Annotated in this window: 18 protein-coding genes; 12 read left to right on the top strand and 6 right to left on the bottom strand. The window is 70.0% G+C overall.

Translation table 11 applies throughout. The features are described 5' to 3' along the window. On the bottom strand, positions 1 to 1662 hold the full coding sequence (locus tag ABEA93_RS30625) for a thiolase C-terminal domain-containing protein (RefSeq protein WP_345679100.1): 1662 nt from the start codon (positions 1660 to 1662) through the stop codon (positions 1 to 3). A gap of 53 nt (positions 1663 to 1715) precedes the next feature. Continuing rightward, positions 1716 to 2444 (bottom strand): enoyl-CoA hydratase/isomerase family protein, encoded by a 729-nt coding sequence (locus ABEA93_RS30620; protein ID WP_345679099.1) that lies wholly within the window; start codon positions 2442 to 2444, stop codon positions 1716 to 1718. Positions 2445 to 2527: 83 nt separating this feature from the next. Here ABEA93_RS30620 and ABEA93_RS30615 point away from each other — a divergent pair, with 83 nt between their 5' ends. The 7 genes from ABEA93_RS30615 (at position 2528) to ABEA93_RS30585 (ending at position 10981) form a co-directional block, all read left to right on the top strand. After that, entirely contained in the window at positions 2528 to 4078 is a 1551-nt protein-coding gene (locus ABEA93_RS30615; protein ID WP_345679098.1) for an AMP-binding protein, read from the top strand. Between the two features lie 66 nt (positions 4079 to 4144). After that, positions 4145 to 5323, top strand: coding sequence for an amidohydrolase family protein (locus ABEA93_RS30610; RefSeq protein WP_345679097.1), 1179 nt, complete (start codon positions 4145 to 4147; stop codon positions 5321 to 5323). Then, on the top strand, positions 5320 to 6747 hold the full coding sequence (locus ABEA93_RS30605) for a FadD3 family acyl-CoA ligase (protein ID WP_345679096.1): 1428 nt from the start codon (positions 5320 to 5322) through the stop codon (positions 6745 to 6747). Before ABEA93_RS30610 ends, ABEA93_RS30605 begins: the two co-directional genes overlap by 4 nt. Further along, positions 6744 to 8321 carry a methylmalonyl-CoA mutase family protein gene (locus ABEA93_RS30600; protein ID WP_345679095.1) on the top strand — a complete coding sequence of 526 codons (1578 nt, stop codon included), beginning with the start codon at positions 6744 to 6746 and terminating at the stop codon, positions 8319 to 8321. The genes ABEA93_RS30605 and ABEA93_RS30600 overlap by 4 nt, the downstream gene beginning before the upstream one ends. After that, positions 8321 to 8722 carry a cobalamin B12-binding domain-containing protein gene (locus tag ABEA93_RS30595; protein WP_345679094.1) on the top strand — a complete coding sequence of 134 codons (402 nt, stop codon included), beginning with the start codon at positions 8321 to 8323 and terminating at the stop codon, positions 8720 to 8722. Before ABEA93_RS30600 ends, ABEA93_RS30595 begins: the two co-directional genes overlap by 1 nt. Positions 8723 to 8957: 235 nt before the next feature. Further along, positions 8958 to 9914, top strand: a complete 957-nt coding sequence (locus tag ABEA93_RS30590) for an LLM class F420-dependent oxidoreductase (protein WP_345679093.1) — start codon at positions 8958 to 8960, stop codon at positions 9912 to 9914. Next, a complete protein-coding gene (locus ABEA93_RS30585; protein WP_345679092.1) occupies positions 9911 to 10981 on the top strand; it encodes a CaiB/BaiF CoA transferase family protein in 1071 nt (356 codons plus the stop codon). Before ABEA93_RS30590 ends, ABEA93_RS30585 begins: the two co-directional genes overlap by 4 nt. A 73-nt stretch (positions 10982 to 11054) precedes the next feature. Here ABEA93_RS30585 and ABEA93_RS30580 read toward each other — a convergent pair whose 3' ends face one another. Together ABEA93_RS30580 and ABEA93_RS30575 are read right to left on the bottom strand one after the other, a co-directional pair. After that, positions 11055 to 12047: a 2Fe-2S iron-sulfur cluster-binding protein gene (locus tag ABEA93_RS30580; protein WP_345679091.1), complete on the bottom strand. Its 993-nt coding sequence runs from the start codon at positions 12045 to 12047 to the stop codon at positions 11055 to 11057. Between the two features lie 89 nt (positions 12048 to 12136). Beyond that, a complete protein-coding gene (locus ABEA93_RS30575; protein WP_345679090.1) occupies positions 12137 to 12901 on the bottom strand; it encodes an SDR family NAD(P)-dependent oxidoreductase in 765 nt (254 codons plus the stop codon). A gap of 51 nt (positions 12902 to 12952) precedes the next feature. Here ABEA93_RS30575 and ABEA93_RS30570 point away from each other — a divergent pair, with 51 nt between their 5' ends. Genes ABEA93_RS30570 through meaB form a run of 3 tightly spaced genes read left to right on the top strand, consistent with a single transcriptional unit; the run spans position 12953 to position 16429 of the window. Next, positions 12953 to 14386, top strand: a complete 1434-nt coding sequence (locus ABEA93_RS30570) for a class I adenylate-forming enzyme family protein (protein WP_345679089.1) — start codon at positions 12953 to 12955, stop codon at positions 14384 to 14386. Beyond that, positions 14379 to 15521, top strand: a complete 1143-nt coding sequence (locus ABEA93_RS30565; RefSeq protein WP_345679088.1) for a thiolase family protein — start codon at positions 14379 to 14381, stop codon at positions 15519 to 15521. Before ABEA93_RS30570 ends, ABEA93_RS30565 begins: the two co-directional genes overlap by 8 nt. Next, positions 15518 to 16429, top strand: a complete 912-nt coding sequence (meaB, locus tag ABEA93_RS30560) for a methylmalonyl Co-A mutase-associated GTPase MeaB (RefSeq protein ID WP_345679087.1) — start codon at positions 15518 to 15520, stop codon at positions 16427 to 16429. Before ABEA93_RS30565 ends, meaB begins: the two co-directional genes overlap by 4 nt. Here the strand turns inward: meaB and ABEA93_RS30555 are convergent. Further along, the gene (locus tag ABEA93_RS30555) at positions 16379 to 17206 is read right to left on the bottom strand and encodes an acyl-CoA thioesterase (RefSeq protein WP_345679086.1); all 828 of its coding nucleotides are present in this window, start codon (positions 17204 to 17206) and stop codon (positions 16379 to 16381) included. The two genes, meaB and ABEA93_RS30555, sit on opposite strands and share 51 nt — an antisense overlap. Positions 17207 to 17254: 48 nt before the next feature. Continuing rightward, on the bottom strand, positions 17255 to 17932 hold the full coding sequence (locus ABEA93_RS30550) for a TetR/AcrR family transcriptional regulator (RefSeq protein WP_345679085.1): 678 nt from the start codon (positions 17930 to 17932) through the stop codon (positions 17255 to 17257). Between the two features lie 182 nt (positions 17933 to 18114). Between ABEA93_RS30550 and ABEA93_RS30545 the strand changes: the two genes are divergently transcribed. Together ABEA93_RS30545 and ABEA93_RS30540 are read left to right on the top strand one after the other, a co-directional pair. Then, the gene (locus ABEA93_RS30545) at positions 18115 to 19113 is read left to right on the top strand and encodes an acyl-CoA dehydrogenase family protein (RefSeq protein WP_345679084.1); all 999 of its coding nucleotides are present in this window, start codon (positions 18115 to 18117) and stop codon (positions 19111 to 19113) included. Beyond that, complete coding sequence (locus ABEA93_RS30540; RefSeq protein ID WP_345679083.1) at positions 19097 to 20272, top strand: acyl-CoA dehydrogenase family protein; 1176 nt, start codon at positions 19097 to 19099, stop codon at positions 20270 to 20272. The genes ABEA93_RS30545 and ABEA93_RS30540 overlap by 17 nt, the downstream gene beginning before the upstream one ends. Positions 20273 to 20281: the final 9 nt, after the last annotated feature.

Raw genomic sequence — 20281 nt, 5'->3', positions numbered from 1 at the left:
TCATGCGTCCGTTCGGAGGAGCATCACTCCACTCGGGGTGAGCCCGCCGCCGCTGACCACGGCGACCTTGGCTCCGGATATCTGGCGCTCGCCGGCCTCGCCGCGGAGCTGGGACACGGCCTCGTGCACGAGGCCCATGCCGTGCGTGCGTCCGTGGGAGAGCTGGCCGCCGTGGGTGTTCAGGGGCAGGACGCCGTCCCGGGCGATGTTCTTGCCTCCGTCGAGGAAGTCCTTGGCTTCGCCGATTCCGCAGAAGCCGAGGGCTTCGATCCACGACAGGCAGTTGATAGTGAATCCGTCGTACAGCTCCGCGACGTCGACATCGGCCGGCGTGAGCGAGGTACGCGACCACAAGTGAGCTGCCTGCCCCAGGACTTGCGGTTCGTGGGTCAGGGTGCTCTGGTCCCATTCGAGCCGTTCGATGCTCTGGGTTCCCACGGCTTCGACCAAGACCGGCGGCTTGCGCAGGTCACGGGCGGCGTCGACGGCCGAGACCACCACCGCGACCGCGCCGTCGCACGGCACGTCGCAGTCGAAAAGGCCCAGGGGGGTCGTGATCGTCCGCGCCGACAGGTAGTCGTCCATGGTCATCGGTTCCCGGTAGAGCGCGGTGGGGTTCAACGCGGCGTTGGCACGTTGGTTGAGGGCGATCCAACCGAGAGTTTCCCGGGTCGTGCCGTAACGGTGGAAATGCCGCTGCGCGTTCTGCGCGAGAGTGTGCGCGGCGGAGACGGCCCCGAAAGGCTTCATCCAGCCGTCGGCCGTGTCCTGGGCGGACAGACGGATCTTGCCCTGCTTGACCAACTCCGCGAAGGTCGCCTCCCAGAGCGTTCGGAAGCACAGCACATGCCGGGCAAGGCCGCCGGCGACGGCGAGCATCGCCTCGATGATCGATCCGCCGGGCCCGAACGTCTCGGGGCCGCCACTGATCCAGGTGGGGCGCATCCCCAAAGCGGCTTGGAGCGCGGTCACGCCGCCCTCGGAGAACCCGCCGTACGCTCCGCCGCCCGGGTACGTCGCCAGCCCGTCGATGTCGTCGAGCGTGAGCCCCGCGTCCGCGACCGCTTGCTTGCACGCCTCCACCGTGAGCGCCAGCGGAGGCACCATCAGACGGCGGCCGATCTGCGACATGCCGATGCCGGTAAGAGCGACCTTGTCCTCGAATTTCTCGGGCGTCGCCATGGGCCGGACGTAGTCCCTCATCCGCTCCGGTGCGATCTCGTCCGCCGGCAGCGGAGCTGGTTCGCCCTGTTCGACGGTCGGCCGGAAGAGCGGCAGCCACGCGTCGCCGGTCCGCTCGAACACGACCTCCATGCGCATGCCCAGCACCAAGTCCTCGGCGGCGCATCCGACCGCGTTGGTGGTGAGCCGCACCCGTGGGTCCTCTTCCAGTGCGACCTGGGCGACGATGTACGGCGGCGGCAGGCCGGGTAGGCCGAACCGTTCGTTGACGGTGAATCCGATGAGCGTCGCGTAGCCCGATACCGTGCGGATGCCGAGCTCCTGGCTGCGGCAGTACCGGCAGACCGGCTGCGGAGGATGGATCAGTGCCGCGCAGGCCTTGCACGCCTTGATGCGCAGCTTGCCGTCGGCGCCTGACCGCCAGAAGAACTCGTCCTCCTGGCTGGTCGCGGGCGCGGGACGCTGGGGTGTTTCGGGCACGTGCTCTCCTCGAAGTGCCTCGGACGGTGCCGGCCCGGGCCGGCCCCCGAGGGTCAGCGCTTGGTGCGGGACAGGACCCGGTCGGCGGCATCCCAGTGCGCGTCGTCGACCCAGAGCCGGGCGAAGCAGCGGGCAGCCTCCTCGGCGGACAGGCTGCCGCCCATCACTTTCTTGATCTCGCCTGCGGCGTCCGTCGCCAGCGACTTGGCCAGCGTCCGCCAGCCTTCGGCGAAGGCCGCGCGGGGGAGCAACAGGTCGACCAGACCGTGCCGTTCGGCTTCCGCGGCGGTGAGCACGCTTCCGGTACCCGCGAGCATGAGGGCGCGACCGCGGCCGACGAGCGCGGCGAGCCGTTCGGCGCCGCCCCACGCCGGCATGATCGCCAGTGCGGTCTGGTTGAAGCCGATCTTGATGTCGTCGGCGGCCACGCGGATGTCCGCGGCCACCGCGACTTCCGCCCCGCCGCCGAGGGCGTGCCCGTTCAGCGCGGCGACCACGGGACCGGGGAACGCGGCGATCCGGTCGCAGATCCCGCGCATCCGCATGGCCATCGCGGTCGCCTCGTCCTCGGTGCGGATCGCGGCAAGTTCTTTCAGGTCGCCGCCGGATACGAAGGCCCGGTCGCCCGCGCCGGTGACGACGAGGACCCGGGCGCCTTCCGCGGCATCGAGGGTCTTGTCCAGGGCGTCCATGGTGGCCGGGGCGATCGCGTTCCGAGCCTCCGGGCGGTTGATGGTGACGACGGCGACGCCGTCGTCCAGCTCGAGATCGACCATCGACATGCGCTCCCCAGGGTATTGGCATTCTCGTTTTGAGAGAACATCATATTCGCCCGAGGAGTGCCACCCCGAGACGGAGTCGCCGGATGCGAACGATCCCCGCAGAGCTGGTCGAACGGTATGAAGCGGAAGGCTGGTGGACGCGGGACTCCGTCGGAGACCTGCTGGCCCGGGGCCTCGCCGCCGCGCCCGACACCGAGTTTCGCGTCCACTCCGCGGTGCGGCCGTGGCGCGGCACGTTCCGGGACGTCGAAGTGATGGCGCGGCGCCTGGCCGCCGGACTGCGGGACCGCGGCGTGGCGCCGGGCGACACGGTGGCCTTCCAGCTCCCGAACTGGACGGAGGCGGCCGCCGTCTTCTGGGCCGCGGCATTCCTGGGGGCCACCGTGGTCCCGGTGGTGCACTTCTACGGTCCCAAGGAACTCGGCTACATCCTCAAAGCCACCGAGCCGAAGGTCTTCGTCGGGGCGGAGCGATTTGGCCGCCTGGAGTTCCGGCCGGAGCTGAGCGCCGACGTGCCGATTGTCGGCGTGGTCGGCCGAGACGACGCCCAGGGCTTCGAGGCGCTGCTCGCCGACGAGCCGATGTCCGGGCACGCGGCGGTCGACCCCGCCGACCGGGCGCTCATCGCCTTCACCTCGGGGACAACCCGCGACCCCAAGGGCGTCGTCCACAGCCACCGCACACTCGGCTTCGAAACACGGCAACTGGCCGGGCTCTATCCCGCGGACCGTGGCCGCCAGCTGACCGCCGCGCCGGTGGGCCACTTCATCGGCATGGTGAACGCCTTCCTCATCCCCGTCCTGGACGCCATGCCGGTCAACCTGGCCGACGTGTGGGATCCGCGGCAGGTGCTGGAACTGATGCTCGGCGAGGGCCTCACCGTGGGCGGCGGTGCCACGTACTACATGACGTCCTTGCTGGAGCACCCGGACTTCACGCCCGAGCATCTGCGGCACATGAAATACGCGGGCCTCGGAGGTTCGTCGGTGGCGTCGTCGGTGACCCGGCGGCTCGCCGAGCTGGGGATCACGGTGTTCCGCTCCTACGGCAGCACCGAGCAGCCGTCCATCACCGGATCGCGGCACACTGCACCCGAGGGCAAGCGCCTCCACACCGACGGGGAGGCCCTGCCCGGCGTGGAGATCCGCATCGCTGACGACGGCGAGATCCTCAGCCGCGGCCCCGATCTGTGCGCCGGCTACACGGACCCGGAGCTGACGGCCGCCGTCTTCGACGACGAAGGCTGGTACCGCACCGGCGACATCGGGGTCGTCGACGGTGACGGGTACCTCACGATCACCGACCGCAAGTCGGACGTGATCATCCGCGGCGGGGAGAACATCGGCGCCCTCGAAGTCGAGGAAGCGCTGCTTGCCCTGCCCGGGGTCGCCGAAGCGGCCCTCGTCGCCGCGCCCGACGAACGTCTCGGCGAACATGCGGCGGCGTTCCTCCGCATGCTCCCCGGTCATCCGATGCCGGCCCTCGACGCTGTGCGCGTGCACCTGGAGCAGGTCGGTCTCGCCCGGCAGAAGTGGCCCGAAGAGCTGCACACCGTCGCCGATTTCCCGCGGACGGCCAGCGGAAAGGTGCAGAAGTTCGTGCTCCGCCGGAGCCTCGCGGCGCGGCCGACCTGAGGCTCGCCATTGCGGCTGCGCATATTCGGAGAATATGATTCTCAAAGTTTGCAAAGGAGGATCTCCATGCCGTCTCGCGATGTGCCGTTCCCGCTCTTCGACGCCGACAACCACTTGTACGAGACCGAAGAAGCGCTGACCAAGTACCTGCCCGAGGAGTACCGGGGAGCGATCGAGTACGTGCAGGTGCGTGGCCGCACCAAGATCGCCATCCGCGGCCAGATCAGCGAGTACATCCCCAACCCCACCTTCGAGGTCGTGGCACGGCCGGGGGCGATGGAGGAGTACTTCCGCGTCGGAAACCCGGACGGCAAGGACCGCCGGCAGATCTTCGGCGAACCGATGAAGGCGATTCCCGCGTTCCGCGAGCCCGGGCCGCGCCTGAAGCTCATGGACGAACTGGGCATCCAGCGCACCCTGATGTTCCCGACCCTGGCGAGCCTCATCGAAGAGCGCATGCGCGACGACCCGGAACTCATCCACGTCGTGATCCACGCACTGAACGAATGGCTCCACGAGACCTGGTCGTTCAACTACGAGGACCGCATCTTCACCACCCCGGTCATCACGCTCCCCATCGTGGAGAAGGCCATCGAGGAACTCGACTGGGTGGTCGAACGCGGTGCCAAGGCGATCCTCGTCCGCCCCGCACCCGTGCCGGGGCATGGCGGCTCCCGCTCGTTCGGGCTCCCGGAGTTCGACCCGTTCTGGGAGCGCGTCGTGGAGAGCGGTGTGCTGGTCGCCCTGCACTCCTCCGACAGCGGCTACAGCCGCTACGCCAACGACTGGGAAGGCAGCAAGCGCGAGTTCCTGCCCTTCGCGCCCGACGTCTTCCGCATGGTCGCCGAATGGCGCCCCATCCAGGACTCGGTGGCCGCGCTGGTCTGCCACGGGGCGCTCTCGCGGTTCCCCGACCTCAACATCGCCGTCGTCGAGAACGGCGCCTCCTGGGTCAAGCCGCTTCTCGACACCTTCGCGGACCTCTACAAGAAGATGCCGCACCAGTTCCTGGAAAACCCGGTCGAGGTCGTGCGCCGCCAGGTCCACATCAGCCCGTTCTGGGAAGAGGACATGGCCGAACTCTCCGAACTCATCGGCGTCGAACGTGTGCTGTTCGGCTCGGACTACCCGCACCCGGAAGGCCTCGCCGACCCGGTCACCTACATCGACGAGCTTCAGGGCATGACGGACGAGCACAAGGCGCTCATCATGGGCGGCAACCTCGCCAGGCTGATGAAGGCATGAACACCGACACCATCCCCGGGATGGTGCTGGCCGCGGGCGACCGCTTCGGCGATGCCGAGGCGGTCGTCGACGGTCCGCTCCGTCTGACCTTCGCGGAACTCGCCGACCGCGTGCGAACCGCAGCCGGCGCGTTCGCGGCGGCGGGCATCCGCAAAGGCGATCGGGCTGCGATATGGGCGCCCAACTCCGCCGAGTGGATGATCGCCGCGTTCGGCCTCCACACGGCCGGCGGCGTGCTCGTCCCGGTCAACACCCGCTTCAAGCCGGACGAAGCCCATGACGTCATCCGGCGCAGCGGAGCCAAACTCGTCCTCGTCCAGCAGGGGTTCCTCGACCAGGATTACCCGGCGCCCGAGGGCGTGTTGGCCGTCGATCTCAAAGGGGGCTTCCTGTCGGACGGAGCGGCTTACGAGGCCGACGTGGCGCCGGACGACGTCTCGGACATCATCTTCACGTCCGGCACCACCGGACGGCCCAAAGGCGCGGTGATGACGCACCGCCAGACGCTCCGCGCCTACACCGAATGGTGCGAGCTGGCCGACCTGCGCGAAGGCGACCGCTACCTGATCGTCAACCCGTTCTTCCATACGTTCGGCTACAAAGCGGGACTCGTCGCCTCGTTCATCCGCGGCGCGACCGTCCTGCCGGTGCCGGTCTTCGACGTGGATACCGTCCTCGACCTGGTGGAACGCGAACGCGTCACGGTGCTGCCCGGTCCACCGACCCTGTACCACGCGCTGCTGGAAGCGCGGCAGGGCCGGGATCTGTCCACGCTCCGCGTCGCGGTCACCGGATCGGCCGACATTCCCGTCGAGCTGATCCGGCGGATGAAGCACGAACTGCCGTTCCGCCACATCATGACGGGCTACGGGCTCACCGAGGCCGGCACCGTCACCGCGTCCCGCCCCGGAGACACGTTCGAGGACATCGCCACGACCGTGGGCACGCCGTGCGACGGTTTCGAGGTGCGCCTTGGCGACGACGGCGAAGTGCTGGTCCGCGGCTACGGCGTGATGCAGGGCTACCTCGACGATCCTGCCGCCACGGCGGAAGCCGTCGACCCCGGCGGCTGGCTGCACACCGGCGACCTCGGCACCCTCGACGAGAACGGCCGGCTGCGGATCGTCGGGCGGAAGAAGGACATGTTCATCGTCGGCGGGTTCAACGCGTACCCGGCCGAGATCGAGGGCTACCTGACGGAGCATCCCGCAGTGGTGCAGGCGGCCGTCATCGGCGTCCCGGACGAGCGGATGGGCCAGGTCGGCAAAGCGTTCGTGGTGCCGCGCGCAGACGTCTCCGCCGACGAGCTGATCGCCTGGAGCCGCGAGCGCATGGCCGGCTACAAGGTGCCCCGGTACGTGGAGTTCCGACCGGAACTGCCGCTCAACGCCACCGGCAAGGTGATGAAGGACCGACTCCAATGACCAACGACTTCGCGACCTCGTCGGGTATCCCGCTCGAACCCGTATACGGCCCGCAGGACCGCATCGAAGAACCGCCCGAGCCCGGCCGTTTCCCCTTCACCCGCGGCAACTTCGCCACCGGGTACCGCGGCCGGCTGTGGACCTTCCGCCAGTACTCCGGCTTCGGCACGGCCGAGGAATCCAACAGCCGCTACCGCTATCTGCTCGGCCAAGGCGGGACCGGCCTGTCCGTCGCGCTCGACCTGCCGACCCAGTGCGGCTACGACTCGGACGACCCCGAAGTCACCGAGGAAGTCGGCCGCGTCGGCGTCGCCGTGGACACCCTCGCCGACGCGGAAGTGCTGTTCGACGGCATTCCCCTGGACAAGATCAGCACCAGCTTCACCATCAACGGCACAGCCGCGATCCTGCTGGCCTTCTACGTGGCGGCCGCAGAGCGCAGCGGCGTGCCGCGGGCGAAGCTCACCGGGACGATCCAGAACGACATCCTCAAGGAATACGCCTCCCGAGGGACCTGGATCTGGCCGCCCGAACCGTCACTGCGGCTGATCGCCGACACGATCGAGTTCTGCGCCGCCGAGGTGCCGCGGTTCAACGCGATCTCCGTGGCGGGCGCGCACTTCCGCGACGCCGGGGCCAACGCCGTACAGGAGATGGCTTTCACCTTGGCCGACGGCGTCACGTACTGCGACACCGTCGTGGAACGCGGGCGGATGACCATCGAGGAGTTCGCCCCGCAGGTCTCGTTCTTCTTCTACACCCACGGCGACTTCTTCGAAGAGATCGCCAAGTACCGTGCGGGGAGGCGTCGCTGGGCGACGATCGTGCGGGAGCGGTACGGAGCGACAGCCGACAAGGCCTCGATGTTCCGCTTCGGGTGCGTTGCGGGTGGAGCGTCGCTCTACGCGCCGCAGGCGCAGAACAACATCGTGCGGGTCGCCTACGAGTCCATGGCCTCGGTGCTCGGCGGTGTGCAGTCGATGTTCACGGCGGCGTGGGACGAGCCTTTCGCCCTGCCCAGCGAGGAGTCCGCGACCTTGGCATTGCGGACGCAGCAGATCCTCGCGTACGAGACCGGTGTGACCCGAGTAGCCGATCCGCTCGGCGGTTCCTACTTCGTCGAGGCGCTGACCGACGAGACCGAGGCCCGCATCGTCGAGATCATGAAGGACTTGGACGATCACGGGGGTATGGTCCGGGCCATCGAAGACGGCTACCTGCAAGGGCTGATCGCCGACGAGGCCTACCGGAACCACCAGGACGTCGAGAGCGGTGTCCGGCCGGTCGTGGGCGTGAACCGCTTCGTCGCCGACGAGCCGGCGCCCGACCTGGCCACGTACGAGTTGGACGCGGAAGGGCGCGAACGGCAGCTCAAGCGCCTCGCCAAGGTCAAAGCCGAGCGCGACAACGCCGCGGTCGCCACCAGCCTCGCGGCACTCAAGCATGCCGCAGAAGGCACCGACAACCTGATGGGTCCCTTGATCGACTGCGCCAACGCCTACTGCACGGTCGGCGAGATGGTCGCCGCGCTCAAGGCGGTCTGGGGCGAGTTCCAACAGCCGGTGGTGTTCTGATGACAGCACGAGTTCTGGTCGCGAAGCCCGGCCTCGACGGACACGACCGCGGGGCGAAGATCGTCGCGCGGGCCTTGCGCGACGCGGGGTTCGAGGTGATCTTCACCGGAATCCGGCAGCGGGTCGAGGACATCGTCGCGATCGCGCTGCAGGAGGACGTGGCGGTTGTCGGGCTCAGCATCCTCTCGGGAGCGCATGTCGCGTTGACCGCGCGCACGGTGGACGCGCTCCGGGCGGCGGAAGCGGGAGACATCGCCGTGGTGGTCGGCGGAACCATCCCGGCCGGGGATGTGGCGCGACTGCACGAGGCAGGGGCGGCGGGGGTGTTCCCGACCGGGACGCCGCTGGAAGCGGTGGTGACCGAAGTCCGGAAGTTGACGGGCGGGGACACACCGTTGTGAGCGTTGGGGTAAGCGGCGCGGTTGTCCACAGCCGGACGCGAAACGGTGTGCGGGTTCTGCCGTGGCGAGACGAGAGTGTGTGCGTCGGATCCGTCCGACGGCGGCGGGGGCGGGGGAGGGGCCTTCGGCGTGGGACCGACTCCCGGCACACGGTGGGAGGAGGGAGGGCCCGACTACCGGGGCGGGAGCAAAACCCGCCTGACAACCCCCGATGACCCACCTTCAGGAGACCGCAATGCGCATCGGCGTCATGATCGGGGCTGAGCGCGGCGATGCCGCCCGCAAGGCCTCTCGCCTGATCGACGACATCAAGTGGGCCGAATCCGCCGGCCTGGACACCGCGTGGATCCCCCAGGTTCCGTCCGACTTCGACGCGCTCACCGCGGCCGCGATCATGGGCGCGAACACCGACCGCATCGAACTCGGCACCGCGGTCGTCCCGTTGCAGGCCCAGCATCCGATCGCTCTCGCCCGCCAAGCCTTGTCTGTGCAAGGCGCGGCCCGGGGGCGGCTGGCACTCGGCGTCGGCCCGTCCCACCACTGGATCATCCGCGACATGCTGGGCCTGCCCTACGACAAGCCCGCCGGGTACACCCGCGACTGCCTCGACGTCCTGAACGCCGCGCTGCGCGGCCCCGGTCCGGTGGACGTCGAGAACGACACGTTCACCGTGCACAACCCGTTCGACCTCGGACCCGTCGAACCCGTGCCGGTCCTGCTGGCCGCCCTCGGCCCCGTCATGCTGCGCATTGCGGGCGAACAAGCCGACGGCACGGTCCTCTGGATGGCCGACGAACGCGCGGTCGGCGACCACGTCGTCCCGCGCATCGGCAAGGCTGCCCAAGAGGCCGGCCGCCCCGCGCCGCGCGTCGTTGCCGGGATCCCGGTCTGCCTGTGCGCGCCGTCCGAAGTCGACGCCGCCCGGGAACGCGCCAACCGCATCCTCGGCGAGGCCGAGATCTCGCCCAACTATCAGCGTCTGCTGGAGAACGGCGATGCCCGCGACGTCGGCGACCTGTGTGCCGCGGGCGACGAGGACATGATCGCCGAACGCTTCCGTCGGTTCCGCGATGCCGGGGCCACCGATCTGTCGGTGCGTCTCCTTCCGATCGGCGCCGACCGCGACGCTCTGATCGCCTCCAAGCGCCGCACCCGCGAGATGATCGCCGCGCTCGCAACGGAGTTCCGGTGATCCTCGTCCCGGCCCGAACGGGTCCGCTCGACGGCATCCGCATCCTCGAGGTCGGCACCATGCTCGCCGGGCCGTACGCCACCATGCTGCTTGCCGACCTCGGCGCCGAAGTCACCAAGCTCGAACCGGCCACCGGAGACATCTCCCGGCAGGTGAGCGACGCCTACTTCGCCAGCATCAACCGCGGCAAGCGCAGCATCGTCGTCGACCTGACCTCAGAAGCGGGCCAAGCCCGCCTCGGCGAACTCGTCGCGGACGCTCACGCGCTGATCGTCAACCTCAAGCCCTCGTCGATCCGTCGCTACGGTCTGACCTACGACGCGCTGCGCCGTTGGAACGACCGCATCGTGTGCGTCGCGGTCACCGGCTTCGGCCTCGAATCCGGCGATCAACCCGCGTTCGACTACGTGATCCAGGCAGTGACAGGTATTGCCGCGCTCACCGGCGACCCGGAAGCGCCGCCCACGTTGCCCGGCTACTCCGCCGCCGACAATTCGACGGGACTGACCGCCGCACTGGGCCTACTTGCGCAGATCGTCTCCGGCCGCGGCGGCCAGGTCGACGTGTCACTCCGCGACGTGATGCTGTCGCAGCTCAACTACCGGGCGTCCGCCTACCTCAACGAAGGCACCGAGCCCCGGCGTATGCCCAACGGCGCCCACTCCTACTACGTTCCGGCGCAACTCTTCCCGACCGCCGAGGGGCATCTGGCCCTCTTCATCACCCACGACGGGTTCTGGAAGTCGTTCGCCGCCGAGGCCGGCGTCGACGGGTATCCGACGATGGCGGAACGTGCCGCACACCGGGACGACGTGCTGGCGGCCGTCACGCACGCGCTGTCGGGGGACACGGCCAAGGGGTGGGAGGCTCGTCTCCGCGCACTTGGGGTCCCCGCGGCCGCGGTGCGCACGCTGCCGGAAGCCCTGGCGGAGAACCCGGACGCGATCGTGACCGCCGGCGGGTTCCGCTTGATCGGCAGCCCGATCCGCGTGGCCGGATACGAACCGCGGTACGGGCCGCCGCCCGCGCTCGACGAGCACAGCCCTGCGGCCGGTGCGCCGGCCTGAGTGCGGACGGCTACCGTTCCCGAAACGCCGAAGGGGCGCCGCGCAACCGTGCGCGGCGCCCCTTCGGCGCACCTCACTCGTAGCGCACCGTGATCGAAGCCGAGTCCGGTACGGCCTGGCAGGTCAGCACCCATCCCTCGGCCACTTCGTCCTCCGTCAACGCGTCGTTCACCCGCATCGTCGCGGAGCCTTCGGTCACCAGCGCCATGCATGTTGCGCAGCTGCCGCCCTCGCAGGAGAACGGCGGAGTAAGGCCGGCGCGCCGGGCGCTCTCCAACAGCGTCTCGTTCTCGTGCCGGGGCACGGACGCCTTCTTCCGGCCCAGCACGACGGTCACCGTCCCGTCCACCGAGTCTCCGGCCACGGCGGCCGTCGGCGCAGCACCCCCGAACCGTTCCGTGAAGATGCGCCCCGGCCCCCGCCATGCCGCCTCCACCAGGTCCATGAACGGTGAGGGCCCGCACAGGTAAGCGTCCGCGTCGGCATCCCGGCCCACGAAGTCCCGTATCGTCGCCGCGTCCGCGAAGCCGCGCTCGGCGTCGAAATGCCGGACGACGGTGAGTCGTCCGCGATACTTCTCCACGAGTTCCGCGAGGGCCTCCGTGAAGATCGCCGATTCCCGATCGCGGTCGGCGCACAGCAGCCGGACCGGCCGCTCGGTCGTGGCCAGGGCACTCTTGGCCAAGGAGATGATCGGCGTTATGCCGCTCCCGCCCGCGAACCCCAACACGGGGGCGTCCGCCTCACGCAGGCAGAACACCCCGGCTGGGCGTGTCAGTTCGATCTCGTCCCCGGCCGCGACACGGTCGACCAGCCAGTTCGACACGCGCCCGCCGGGCACGCGCTTCACCGTCGTCGTGAGTTCGTCGTCGGTCTCCGGCGCGCTCGACATCGAGTACGAGCGCAGGAGTTCCTCGCCGTCGACGTGCACCCGGAGCGTGCAGAACTGCCCGGCGCGGTAGACGAACGGCTCCCCGTGCGGAGCGAGCACGAACGTCCGTGCGTCCGGGGTCTCCCGGACGACCCGGACGACGGTCGCGCGCTCGAACATGGGGGGTCGGGACATGGCGGCCTGCTTTCGGTGCGTGTGGCTCGGCGGTTCGCGTACGGGTGCGGAGGGCGGCCTCGGTTCGGATGCGAGGCCGCCGTCGCAGGTCACTTGGGCGGGAAGCGCAGCGCCCCGTCCAGGCGGATGACCTCGCCGTTGAGGTAGTCGTTCTCCACGATGTGGTAGGCGAGTTCCGCGTACTCCGGGGAGCGCCCCATGCGCTTCGGATGCGGAACCTGCGGTCCCCAGTACGCCTCCAACTGCTCGCCGGCTTTGCCGTACGCGGGGGTGAGGAAGGTGCCGGGCGCGATCGTCACGACCCGGATGCCGAGCGGGGCCAGGTCGCGGGCCGCCACCAGCGTCATGCTGACGACACCGCCCTTGGCCGCGGCATAGGGGAGTTGTCCGATCTGCCCCTCGTAAGCCGCAATGGACGCGGTGTTGACGATGACGCCCCGATGACCGTCCGCGGTCGGCTCCTGGCGTGCCATGCCGGCCGCGGCGAGCCGCATCACGTTGAAGACGCCCGTCAGGTACACGTCCACGGTGGTGCGGAATCCGGCCAGGTCGAGCGGGCTCCCGTCCTTGCCCACGAGCCGGCCGCCCGCGGCGGGGCCGCCGTGGGCGTCCACCGAAATCCGCAGCGGCCCCAGGTCTTCGGCGGCCTCGACCGCAGCTCGGACGTCGGCCTCGTCGGTGGCGTCGGTGCGGACGTACCGGACCCCCAGCTCGGTTTCGAGGGCCTTGCCTTTGTCGTCGGCGAGATCGGCGACCACGACCCGTGCTCCGCCCGCGTGCAGACGCCGCACCGTGGCCTCGCCGAGACCCCCCGCCCCGCCGACGACGAGCGCCGAGCTACCGCTGACCAGCATCCCGATCCCTCCTTGTTAACAAGACTCTTGATTTGAGAGAGTATCATTCTCATGAATGTATGGATGATTCTCCAGATGGCCGCGGCGGCCGGCGACCGGCCGGTCGTGACCGTAGGCGGGCGCTCTCTGAGCGCACCGGACCTGGAACGCCTCGCGCGCGCCGCCGCCGCCCGGTTTCGCGGCCGGCCTGCCGTGCTCTACCTGGGCGCGAACCATCTCGCGTACCCGGTGGCACTCTTCGGCGCGGCACTGGCGGGAGTGCCGTTCGTGCCGCTCAACTACCGCCTCGGCGAAGACCAGTTGACGGCGTTGGAGGAGCGGCATCCGGGCGCACTGGTGCTCCGGCCGGAAGACCTGGACGGCCTCCTCGACCCGTCGGCCTCCGAGGAGGCCGATGAGGCCGAAGCCCCGTCGGATCAGGACGCCGTCGCGGTCATCCTGTACACCAGCGGGACGACCGCAGCACCGAAGGCGGCCCTGCTGCGGCACCGGCACCTGCTCGCCTACCTGTTCAACACCCTGGAGTTCGCCGCAGCGGACTCCGACGAGGCCGCGCTCGTGGCCGTTCCGCCGTACCACATCGCCGGCCTGACCAACGTGCTGTCCAACCTCTACACGGGCCGACGGATCGTGTACCTGCCCGCATTCGACCCCGACGAATGGCTGGCGACCGTCCGCCACGAGCAGGTGTCCCACGCCTTGGTCGTCCCGACGATGCTGGCTCGCATCGTCGCGGCGGTACCCGGCGACGAAGCGGACGCACCCACCCTTCGCAGCCTCGCCTACGGGGGTTCCCGCACACCCCGCCCCGTGCTGGAGAAGGCGCTGGCGCTCTTCCCGCACACGGGCTTCGTCAACGCCTACGGCCTCACCGAAACGGCGTCCTCGGTCGCCGTCCTCGGCCCCGACGACCACCGCGCCGCGTTCACGTCCGACGACCCCGCGGTTCGCGACCGGCTCGGCTCGGTGGGCCGACCCCTTCCCGGCATCGAATTCCTCATCCGCACTCCGGAAGGCACGCCCGCGCCGCCCGGCGAGACGGGCCTCGTCTTCGTGCGCGGGGACCAGATCTCCGGCGAGTACGGCGGGCGCAGTGCCCTCGACGGCGAAGGCTGGTTCCCCACCCGCGACCTCGGCCGCCTGGACGCGGACGGCTATCTGTTCATCGATGGCCGCGCCGACGACACCATCATCCGCGGCGGCGAGAACATCGCGCCCGCCGAGATCGAGGACGTCCTGCTCGGCCACCCGGGAGTCCGGGAGGCCGCCGTGATCGGCGTGCCCGACCCCGAATGGGGCCAGCGCCTGGTCGCCGTAGTCGTCGGCGACGGCGACGCGGAAGAAATCCGCTCCTGGGTCAGGGACCGGCTGCGCTCGTCGAAGACCCCCGACCGGATCGTGTTCCGCCCCGAACTGCCCAAGACCGACACCGGCAAGCTCCTGCGCCGGGCCCTGCAGACCGACTTGGAGGACGCCCATGCCTGAAGCCGTCATCGTCGAAGCGCTCCGCACGCCGATAGGAACCGCGTTCAAGGGGACGCTCCGCGACACCGACGCGTTCGAACTCGCCCGCCATGTGCTGGCCGCCGCGGCCGAGCGCGTCGACACCGCCTTGGTCGACGACGTCGTCCTCGGCGAAGGCCTCTACGGAGGAGGGGTGATCGCCCGGCACGCCGCGCTGAGTGCGGGACTCACCGCAGTCCCCGGGCTCGCCGACAACCGGCATTGCGCCGCCGGCCTCTCGGCGGTGCAGATCGCCGCGGCCGGCATCCGGGCGGGCATGGACCGCCTGGTCCTGGCCGGCGGCGTCAACTCGGCGTCGACCTCGCCGCGCTCCCGGGTCTTGCGGGACGGCGAATGGGTCGATCCGTGGACATCGCCGACCCACCCCGACCAGGCCGACGCCCCGGGGCTGGACACGAGCATCACAGTCGGCTGGAACACCGCCGTCAAGGCCGGCATCAACCGCGCCGACCAGGATGCCTGGGCGCTCCGCTCGCACCGGAACGCCGTGAGGGCCATCGACGAAGGCCGGTTGCGCGACGAGATCGTGCCGATCAAAACGCCCCATGGCGTGTTCTCGGTCGACGAGCACCCGCGCCGCGACACGAGCCTGGAGAAGCTCGCGGCCCTGAAGCCGCTGCACCCCGAGATTGAGGGGTTCAGCATCACCGCGGGCAACGCCTCCGGCGCCAACGACGCCGCGGCTGTTCTCGCGGTGGCGAGCGACGCTCTCGGTCTGCCGGCACTGGCGGTCGTCCGCTCGTGGGCGTCCGTCGGCGTGAACCCGGCGGAGACCGGGCTCGCACCGAGCCCGGCCATCCGGAAAGCCTTGTCCCGTGCCGGCCTCTCGGTCCGGGACGTCGACCTGTTCGAGATCAACGAGGCGTTCGCTTCGGTCGCGGTCGCCGCGGTCGCCGCCCTCGACCTGGACCCGGACCGCGTCAACGTCAGCGGCAGCGGGTGCTCGCTGGGACATCCGGTCGCCGCGTCCGGTGCCCGCATGCTCGTCACGCTCGTCCACGAACTCCGCAGGCGCGGCGGCGGGATCGGAGTGGCGGCGATGTGCGCCGGGGGCGGCATGGGCTCGGCGACGGTGATCGAAGTGGCGGCGCCTTGACCACGGACATCGCCGGTCTGCTCGCGGCGGCGCGCGGGGGATCCCCGCGCGCCGCCGGGCGGTTGCTGAGCCTGGTCGAAGGCCGCCGGCGCGACGACGTGCTCGTGCTGCTGGACCCCGGGGTACGAGCCCGCGTGGTGGGACTGACCGGGCCGCCCGGGGCGGGCAAGTCCACGACGGCAGCGGCACTGGTAGGCGCCTACCGGGCGACCGGCGTGCGGGTCGCCGTGCTGGCCGTCGATCCCTCGTCGCCGTTCAGCGGCGGAGCGCTGCTCGGCGACCGCATCCGCATGGCGGCGCACACCAACGATCCCGGTGTGCTGATCCGCTCGGTTGCGGCCCGCGGCCATCTCGGCGGCCTGTCCGCGGCGGTTCCGGCGGCTGTTCGCCTGCTGGCAGCCCTCGGGTTCGACGTCGTCCTGCTCGAGACCGTCGGGGTGGGGCAGTCCGAGATCGAGATCGCGGCCGTCGCGGACACGACTGTGGTCGTCCTGACCCCCGGCGCGGGCGATGCCGTGCAGGCGGCCAAGGCGGGCCTGCTGGAGGTAGCCGACATCGTCGCGGTCAATAAGGCCGACCGCGACGGTGCGGACCGGACCGTGCGCGACTTGCACATGGAACTCGACGTGCCGATCCTCACCCTGGTCGCCGCACGGGCCGAAGGCATCCCGGCTCTCGTCGCAGCCATCGACGCCCACCACGTCACGGACGTGCCGGAACGGCGCACCGCGCGCGCCCGGACGCAGATCCTGTCCCTCGCCCAGACCCGCCTGCGCGACCGCCCCGGGCTCGCCGCACTCGCGGAGAGTGTGGCGAGCGGGGCGGTGGACGTGTACACGGCAGCCGATGTGCTGCTGTCAGGCGGTGAAGCGGAGCAGGGCTTCCTGGGCGAAAGAGGCGACCAGTGACCCGTCTTCGGCCAGCACGTCGCCGCGGCCGAAGCAGCGGCCGTGCGCGACCAGCGGGCTGTGCTGCCGAACGAACAGCCAAGCATCGTCGGTGCGGAACGCTCGGTGGAACCACACGCTGTGTGCGGTGACCGCCGAGGTGAAGACGGTTCCGGCGTCGTGCTGTGTGACCGCCTCGAACGGGCGCAGTGCGGTGCCTATGGGGGTCAGATCGGTGGCGTACGCGGTCAGCGCCTGAGCCAGCGCCGGATCGGCAGGGGGAGTGCGCATCCAGAACGCGTACTCGGGCTCCTCGGTTTTGACGGTGTCGAGGTCGAGTGTGGAACGGGTCTCCCAAGGGATCGGCTCCAACTCGACGCGCCGTTCCGGCCCCGGGACGGCGGGCACCGGATCGGTGCTCTGACGGTCCGGACCGGCTTCCGGGACGTGGAGGGAGACCGTGGCGGTGGCGACCGCGCCGTGCGATTGGCGGGCGGTCACGGACACAGAGGCGAACGTGCTTCCTTCGTGGTGGCGTTCGACCTCGTACCGGACCGGTTCGGCGGTGTCGCCGGGGCGGGCGAACAGCACATGCAGCGACTTGACGGACTTGCCGGGGACGGTGAGCCCGGCGGCCCGGACCGTTTGGGCGAGCAACTGACCACCGAAGAGCCGGTGGTAGCCCAGTTGTTGGTTGACACCGGTCCATACGGCCCGGCCGTCGGTTGGGCCGGCGGGCGCGGCGGGAGCCAGGTTGAGGCAGGCGAGCAGGTCGCTCCAGGGATCGCGAAGAGACATGCCTACGAGTGTAGGCATGTTCTCTCGCTCGGAGAATCAGATTCTCAACTAATTGCCGGAGAATCCCCGCGCACAGAACTCCCAGATCTCGTCCGCGGTGATCGGGTGCGCGCTCTCGTCGTCGGGTGCGGCCGCGGACTGGGCGGTGAACATGACGGTCTGCATCGTCAGTGCGGCCGCGCGGCGCGGCTTGACACCGGAACGAAGCTCGCCGGCGTCGGCCGCGTCGGTCATCAGCTCGGCGAACAGTGTCAGCAGCGGGGCGTGGGCGACGCGCACCTCGTTGGGGTGGCGCAGCAGGAGCTGGGGTGCGAAGTCCGTGAAGAGGGGGCGCTGTGCTGCCGGGTCCGGGCGGCAGAGTTCGAAGAGCAGCTGGACCGCGACCTTGAGGCGTTCCAAGGGGGTGCCGTGCGCCTCGGTGGCGGCGCGGATCTGGTCGGCCGAACGTCGCAGTGCGTCCTCGAACAGGGCGAGCAGCAACTCGTGCTTGCCGTCGAAGTGCTGGTAGAAGCTGCGCAGCGACTGGCGCGAGCGGTCCACGACTTCCTGGACGGTGAAGTCGGTGGTGCCCTTCTCGGTGATGATCGCCTGCGCCGCATCGAGGAAGCGTTCGACGCGCTGCTCGGCGCGGAGCCTCGCGGTCTTGGTCGACCGCTCGACGGCGCGTTGCTTCCAGGCGGGCTCGTCGTTCGCGGCGCTCGGGGACGCATTCGTCTTCTGCGGCATATTCGGAACCTTACCTGACGATAACGGTGCGGCATTTCGATCTCTGAGTGCATGTGACGTAGATCCTGAGACTCTTACTCTCAAAGAGCGAGAATGCTATTCTCGCACGGCTTGGACCGAAACCCCGACTCGCCCGACCAGGAGGCCGTTCGTGGCTTGCGAACAGAGCGCCGGAGGCCCGGATGCTCTTTGAATTCGACTCCGACCAGCGGTTGTGGCAGGAGACCGTCCGTGCCGTCGTGGCCAAGGAGTGCCCGCCTTCGCTGGTGCGCGGCGTCGTCGACAGGGGCGCGGATCCCGGTACGGCATGGAAGACGTACGCGGACCTCGGCTGGCTGGAGCTGACGGACCCGGCGGACTCGGTGGAACTCGGGATCGTGCTGGAGGAGCTGGGTCGGGCCGCGGACCCCACGCCGTTCCTCGCCACGATGACCCAGTTCGCTCCGCTGGCGAGCGGTCCGACCGTGCCGGGCGCGGGTGGAGCGGCGGCCTACGACGGCATCACCGCTCGGCGCGCCGGCGACGGCTGGATTCTCGACGGCACCGCCAGGCATGTCCTGGACGGCGACCGCGCCGAGCTGGTGGCCGCGGTCACCGGCGCGGGCGTCTTCGTCGTCCCTTCCGCGCGGGTGACCGCACGGCGCGTCCCGGTCTTCGACCCTGTGCTGCACGTCGCGGACGTGTGCTTCGACGCGGTGCCCGTGTCCGACGACGCCCGCACCGGAGCGGACCCGGAGAAGGCCCGCCACCGCGCCTTGCTCGGCGTCGCGCTCACCATGGTCGGTGCCTGCCGCCGCGTGCTGGACATGGTCTTGGAGCACGCGACCGCACGAACCCAGTTCGGCGCGCCCATCGGCTCGTTCCAGGCCGTCCAGCACAAAGCCGCCGACATGCACGTGGCCATCGAACGGGCCCGTGCCCTCGCCTACTACGCCGCCCTCGCCATCGCCGAGGACACCCCCGACCGCCGCTTGGCCGCCTCGATGGCCAAGGCCGCGGCAGGGGAATGCCAAGCGCTGGTCTTCCGGCACGGGGTGCAACTCTTCGGCGCCATGGGCTTCACCTGGGAGAACGACCTCCAATTCGCACTCAAGCGGGCCAAGGCCGGCGAGCTGCTCCTGGGCGGCGCCGCGGAGCACCGGGCCCTGATCGCCGAGGAGTACCGTGCAGCTCACGTTTGATGCCGAAGTCGAGGACTTCCGCGCGGAGTTCGCGGCGTTCCTCGACGCGCACCTGCCGTCCGAGGCCGAGGCCGCCGAACGCGCCCGCTCCAGTGCCCACGTTCCCGCGTGGGCACGCCGGTGGCAGCGGCTGCTGTTCGACGAAGGGTGGCTGCTCCCCGGCAACCCGCCGGAGTTCGGCGGCCGCAACGCCGGGATCCTCCAGCAGTACGTGCACTTGGCGGAGCTGTCCCGCCGCGACATCTACCACAGCTTCAACCCGCAGGGCCTCGGGATCATTGCCGCGTCCATCCTTTCCTTCGGCACCGACGAACAGAAGCACCGATGGGCCGTGCCCATCCTGCGCGCCGACATCACGGCCGCGCTGGGCATGAGCGAACCCGGTGCGGGCTCCGACCTCGCGTCCCTCCGGACCCGCGCGACACGTGACGGCGACCACTTCGTGGTCAACGGGCAAAAGGTGTGGACATCCGGTGCCCATGACGCCGACGTCATCCTCACGTTCGTGCGCACCGACCCGGACGCTCCCAAGCACCGCGGCATCAGCGTGCTGCTGATCCCCACGGACACCCCCGGTGTCACCCGCCGCCCGTTCGGCTCGATCGTGTCGCCCGACGACCTGGACTTCAACGAGGTCTTCTTCGAAGACGTCCGTGTGCCCGCCGAGAACCTGGTCGGCGAAATCCACCAGGGGTGGCGGGTGGCCACCGGCTCGCTCGGTCACGAACGCACCCTGCTGTGGCTCAGCTTCGCCGAGCGCCTCGAAGAACTCGTTCGCGACTTCCGCCCCCGGACCCCGCTCGACAAGGACCGCTACGCCACCCTCGCCATGGACGCCCAGGCGCTGCGGCTGCTCGGCTCCGCGGCCCTGGCCCGCGCCGCCCGCGGCGAGGAAGACGTCGCCGCGCTCTCCGTCCTCAAGCTCCTCGGGTCGGAGGCGGTGCAGTCCGCGTGCGAGGCGGCGCTCCACGCGTCCGGCCCCGAGGCGCTTGCATGTCCGAGCATGAGCGGGCCCTATGCGCACATGAACAACGAGCACTTCGTGTCGGGCTGGTTCGAACGCTTCGCACGCAGCTTCGCCGGCACGATTGCCGGCGGCACCTCCGAGATCCAACGCACCATCATCGCCGAGCGTGTGCTCGGACTGCCCCGCAGCTGAGGAGTCCCG

Origin of the sequence: Yinghuangia aomiensis (assembly GCF_039542225.1) — a bacterium.
GTDB lineage: Bacteria > Actinomycetota > Actinomycetes > Streptomycetales > Streptomycetaceae > Yinghuangia > Yinghuangia aomiensis.
The sequence above is the reverse complement of the archived record's forward strand: the minus strand, read 5'-3'. Positions and strand labels throughout refer to the sequence as shown.

Excerpts from the sequence above, each read along its gene's own strand:
- ABEA93_RS30620 (WP_345679099.1), bottom strand. The coding sequence starts at position 2,444 with ATGTCGATGGTCGATCTCGAGCTGGACGACGGCGTCGCCGTCGTCACC.
- ABEA93_RS30615 (WP_345679098.1), top strand. The coding sequence starts at position 2,528 with ATGCGAACGATCCCCGCAGAGCTGGTCGAACGGTATGAAGCGGAAGGC.
- ABEA93_RS30610 (WP_345679097.1), top strand. The coding sequence starts at position 4,145 with ATGCCGTCTCGCGATGTGCCGTTCCCGCTCTTCGACGCCGACAACCAC.
- ABEA93_RS30605 (WP_345679096.1), top strand. The coding sequence starts at position 5,320 with ATGAACACCGACACCATCCCCGGGATGGTGCTGGCCGCGGGCGACCGC.
- ABEA93_RS30600 (WP_345679095.1), top strand. The coding sequence starts at position 6,744 with ATGACCAACGACTTCGCGACCTCGTCGGGTATCCCGCTCGAACCCGTA.
- ABEA93_RS30595 (WP_345679094.1), top strand. The coding sequence starts at position 8,321 with ATGACAGCACGAGTTCTGGTCGCGAAGCCCGGCCTCGACGGACACGAC.
- ABEA93_RS30590 (WP_345679093.1), top strand. The coding sequence starts at position 8,958 with ATGCGCATCGGCGTCATGATCGGGGCTGAGCGCGGCGATGCCGCCCGC.
- ABEA93_RS30580 (WP_345679091.1), bottom strand. The coding sequence starts at position 12,047 with ATGTCCCGACCCCCCATGTTCGAGCGCGCGACCGTCGTCCGGGTCGTC.
- ABEA93_RS30575 (WP_345679090.1), bottom strand. The coding sequence starts at position 12,901 with ATGCTGGTCAGCGGTAGCTCGGCGCTCGTCGTCGGCGGGGCGGGGGGT.
- ABEA93_RS30570 (WP_345679089.1), top strand. The coding sequence starts at position 12,953 with ATGAATGTATGGATGATTCTCCAGATGGCCGCGGCGGCCGGCGACCGG.
- ABEA93_RS30565 (WP_345679088.1), top strand. The coding sequence starts at position 14,379 with ATGCCTGAAGCCGTCATCGTCGAAGCGCTCCGCACGCCGATAGGAACC.
- ABEA93_RS30555 (WP_345679086.1), bottom strand. The coding sequence starts at position 17,206 with ATGTCTCTTCGCGATCCCTGGAGCGACCTGCTCGCCTGCCTCAACCTG.
- ABEA93_RS30550 (WP_345679085.1), bottom strand. The coding sequence starts at position 17,932 with ATGCCGCAGAAGACGAATGCGTCCCCGAGCGCCGCGAACGACGAGCCC.
- ABEA93_RS30545 (WP_345679084.1), top strand. The coding sequence starts at position 18,115 with ATGCTCTTTGAATTCGACTCCGACCAGCGGTTGTGGCAGGAGACCGTC.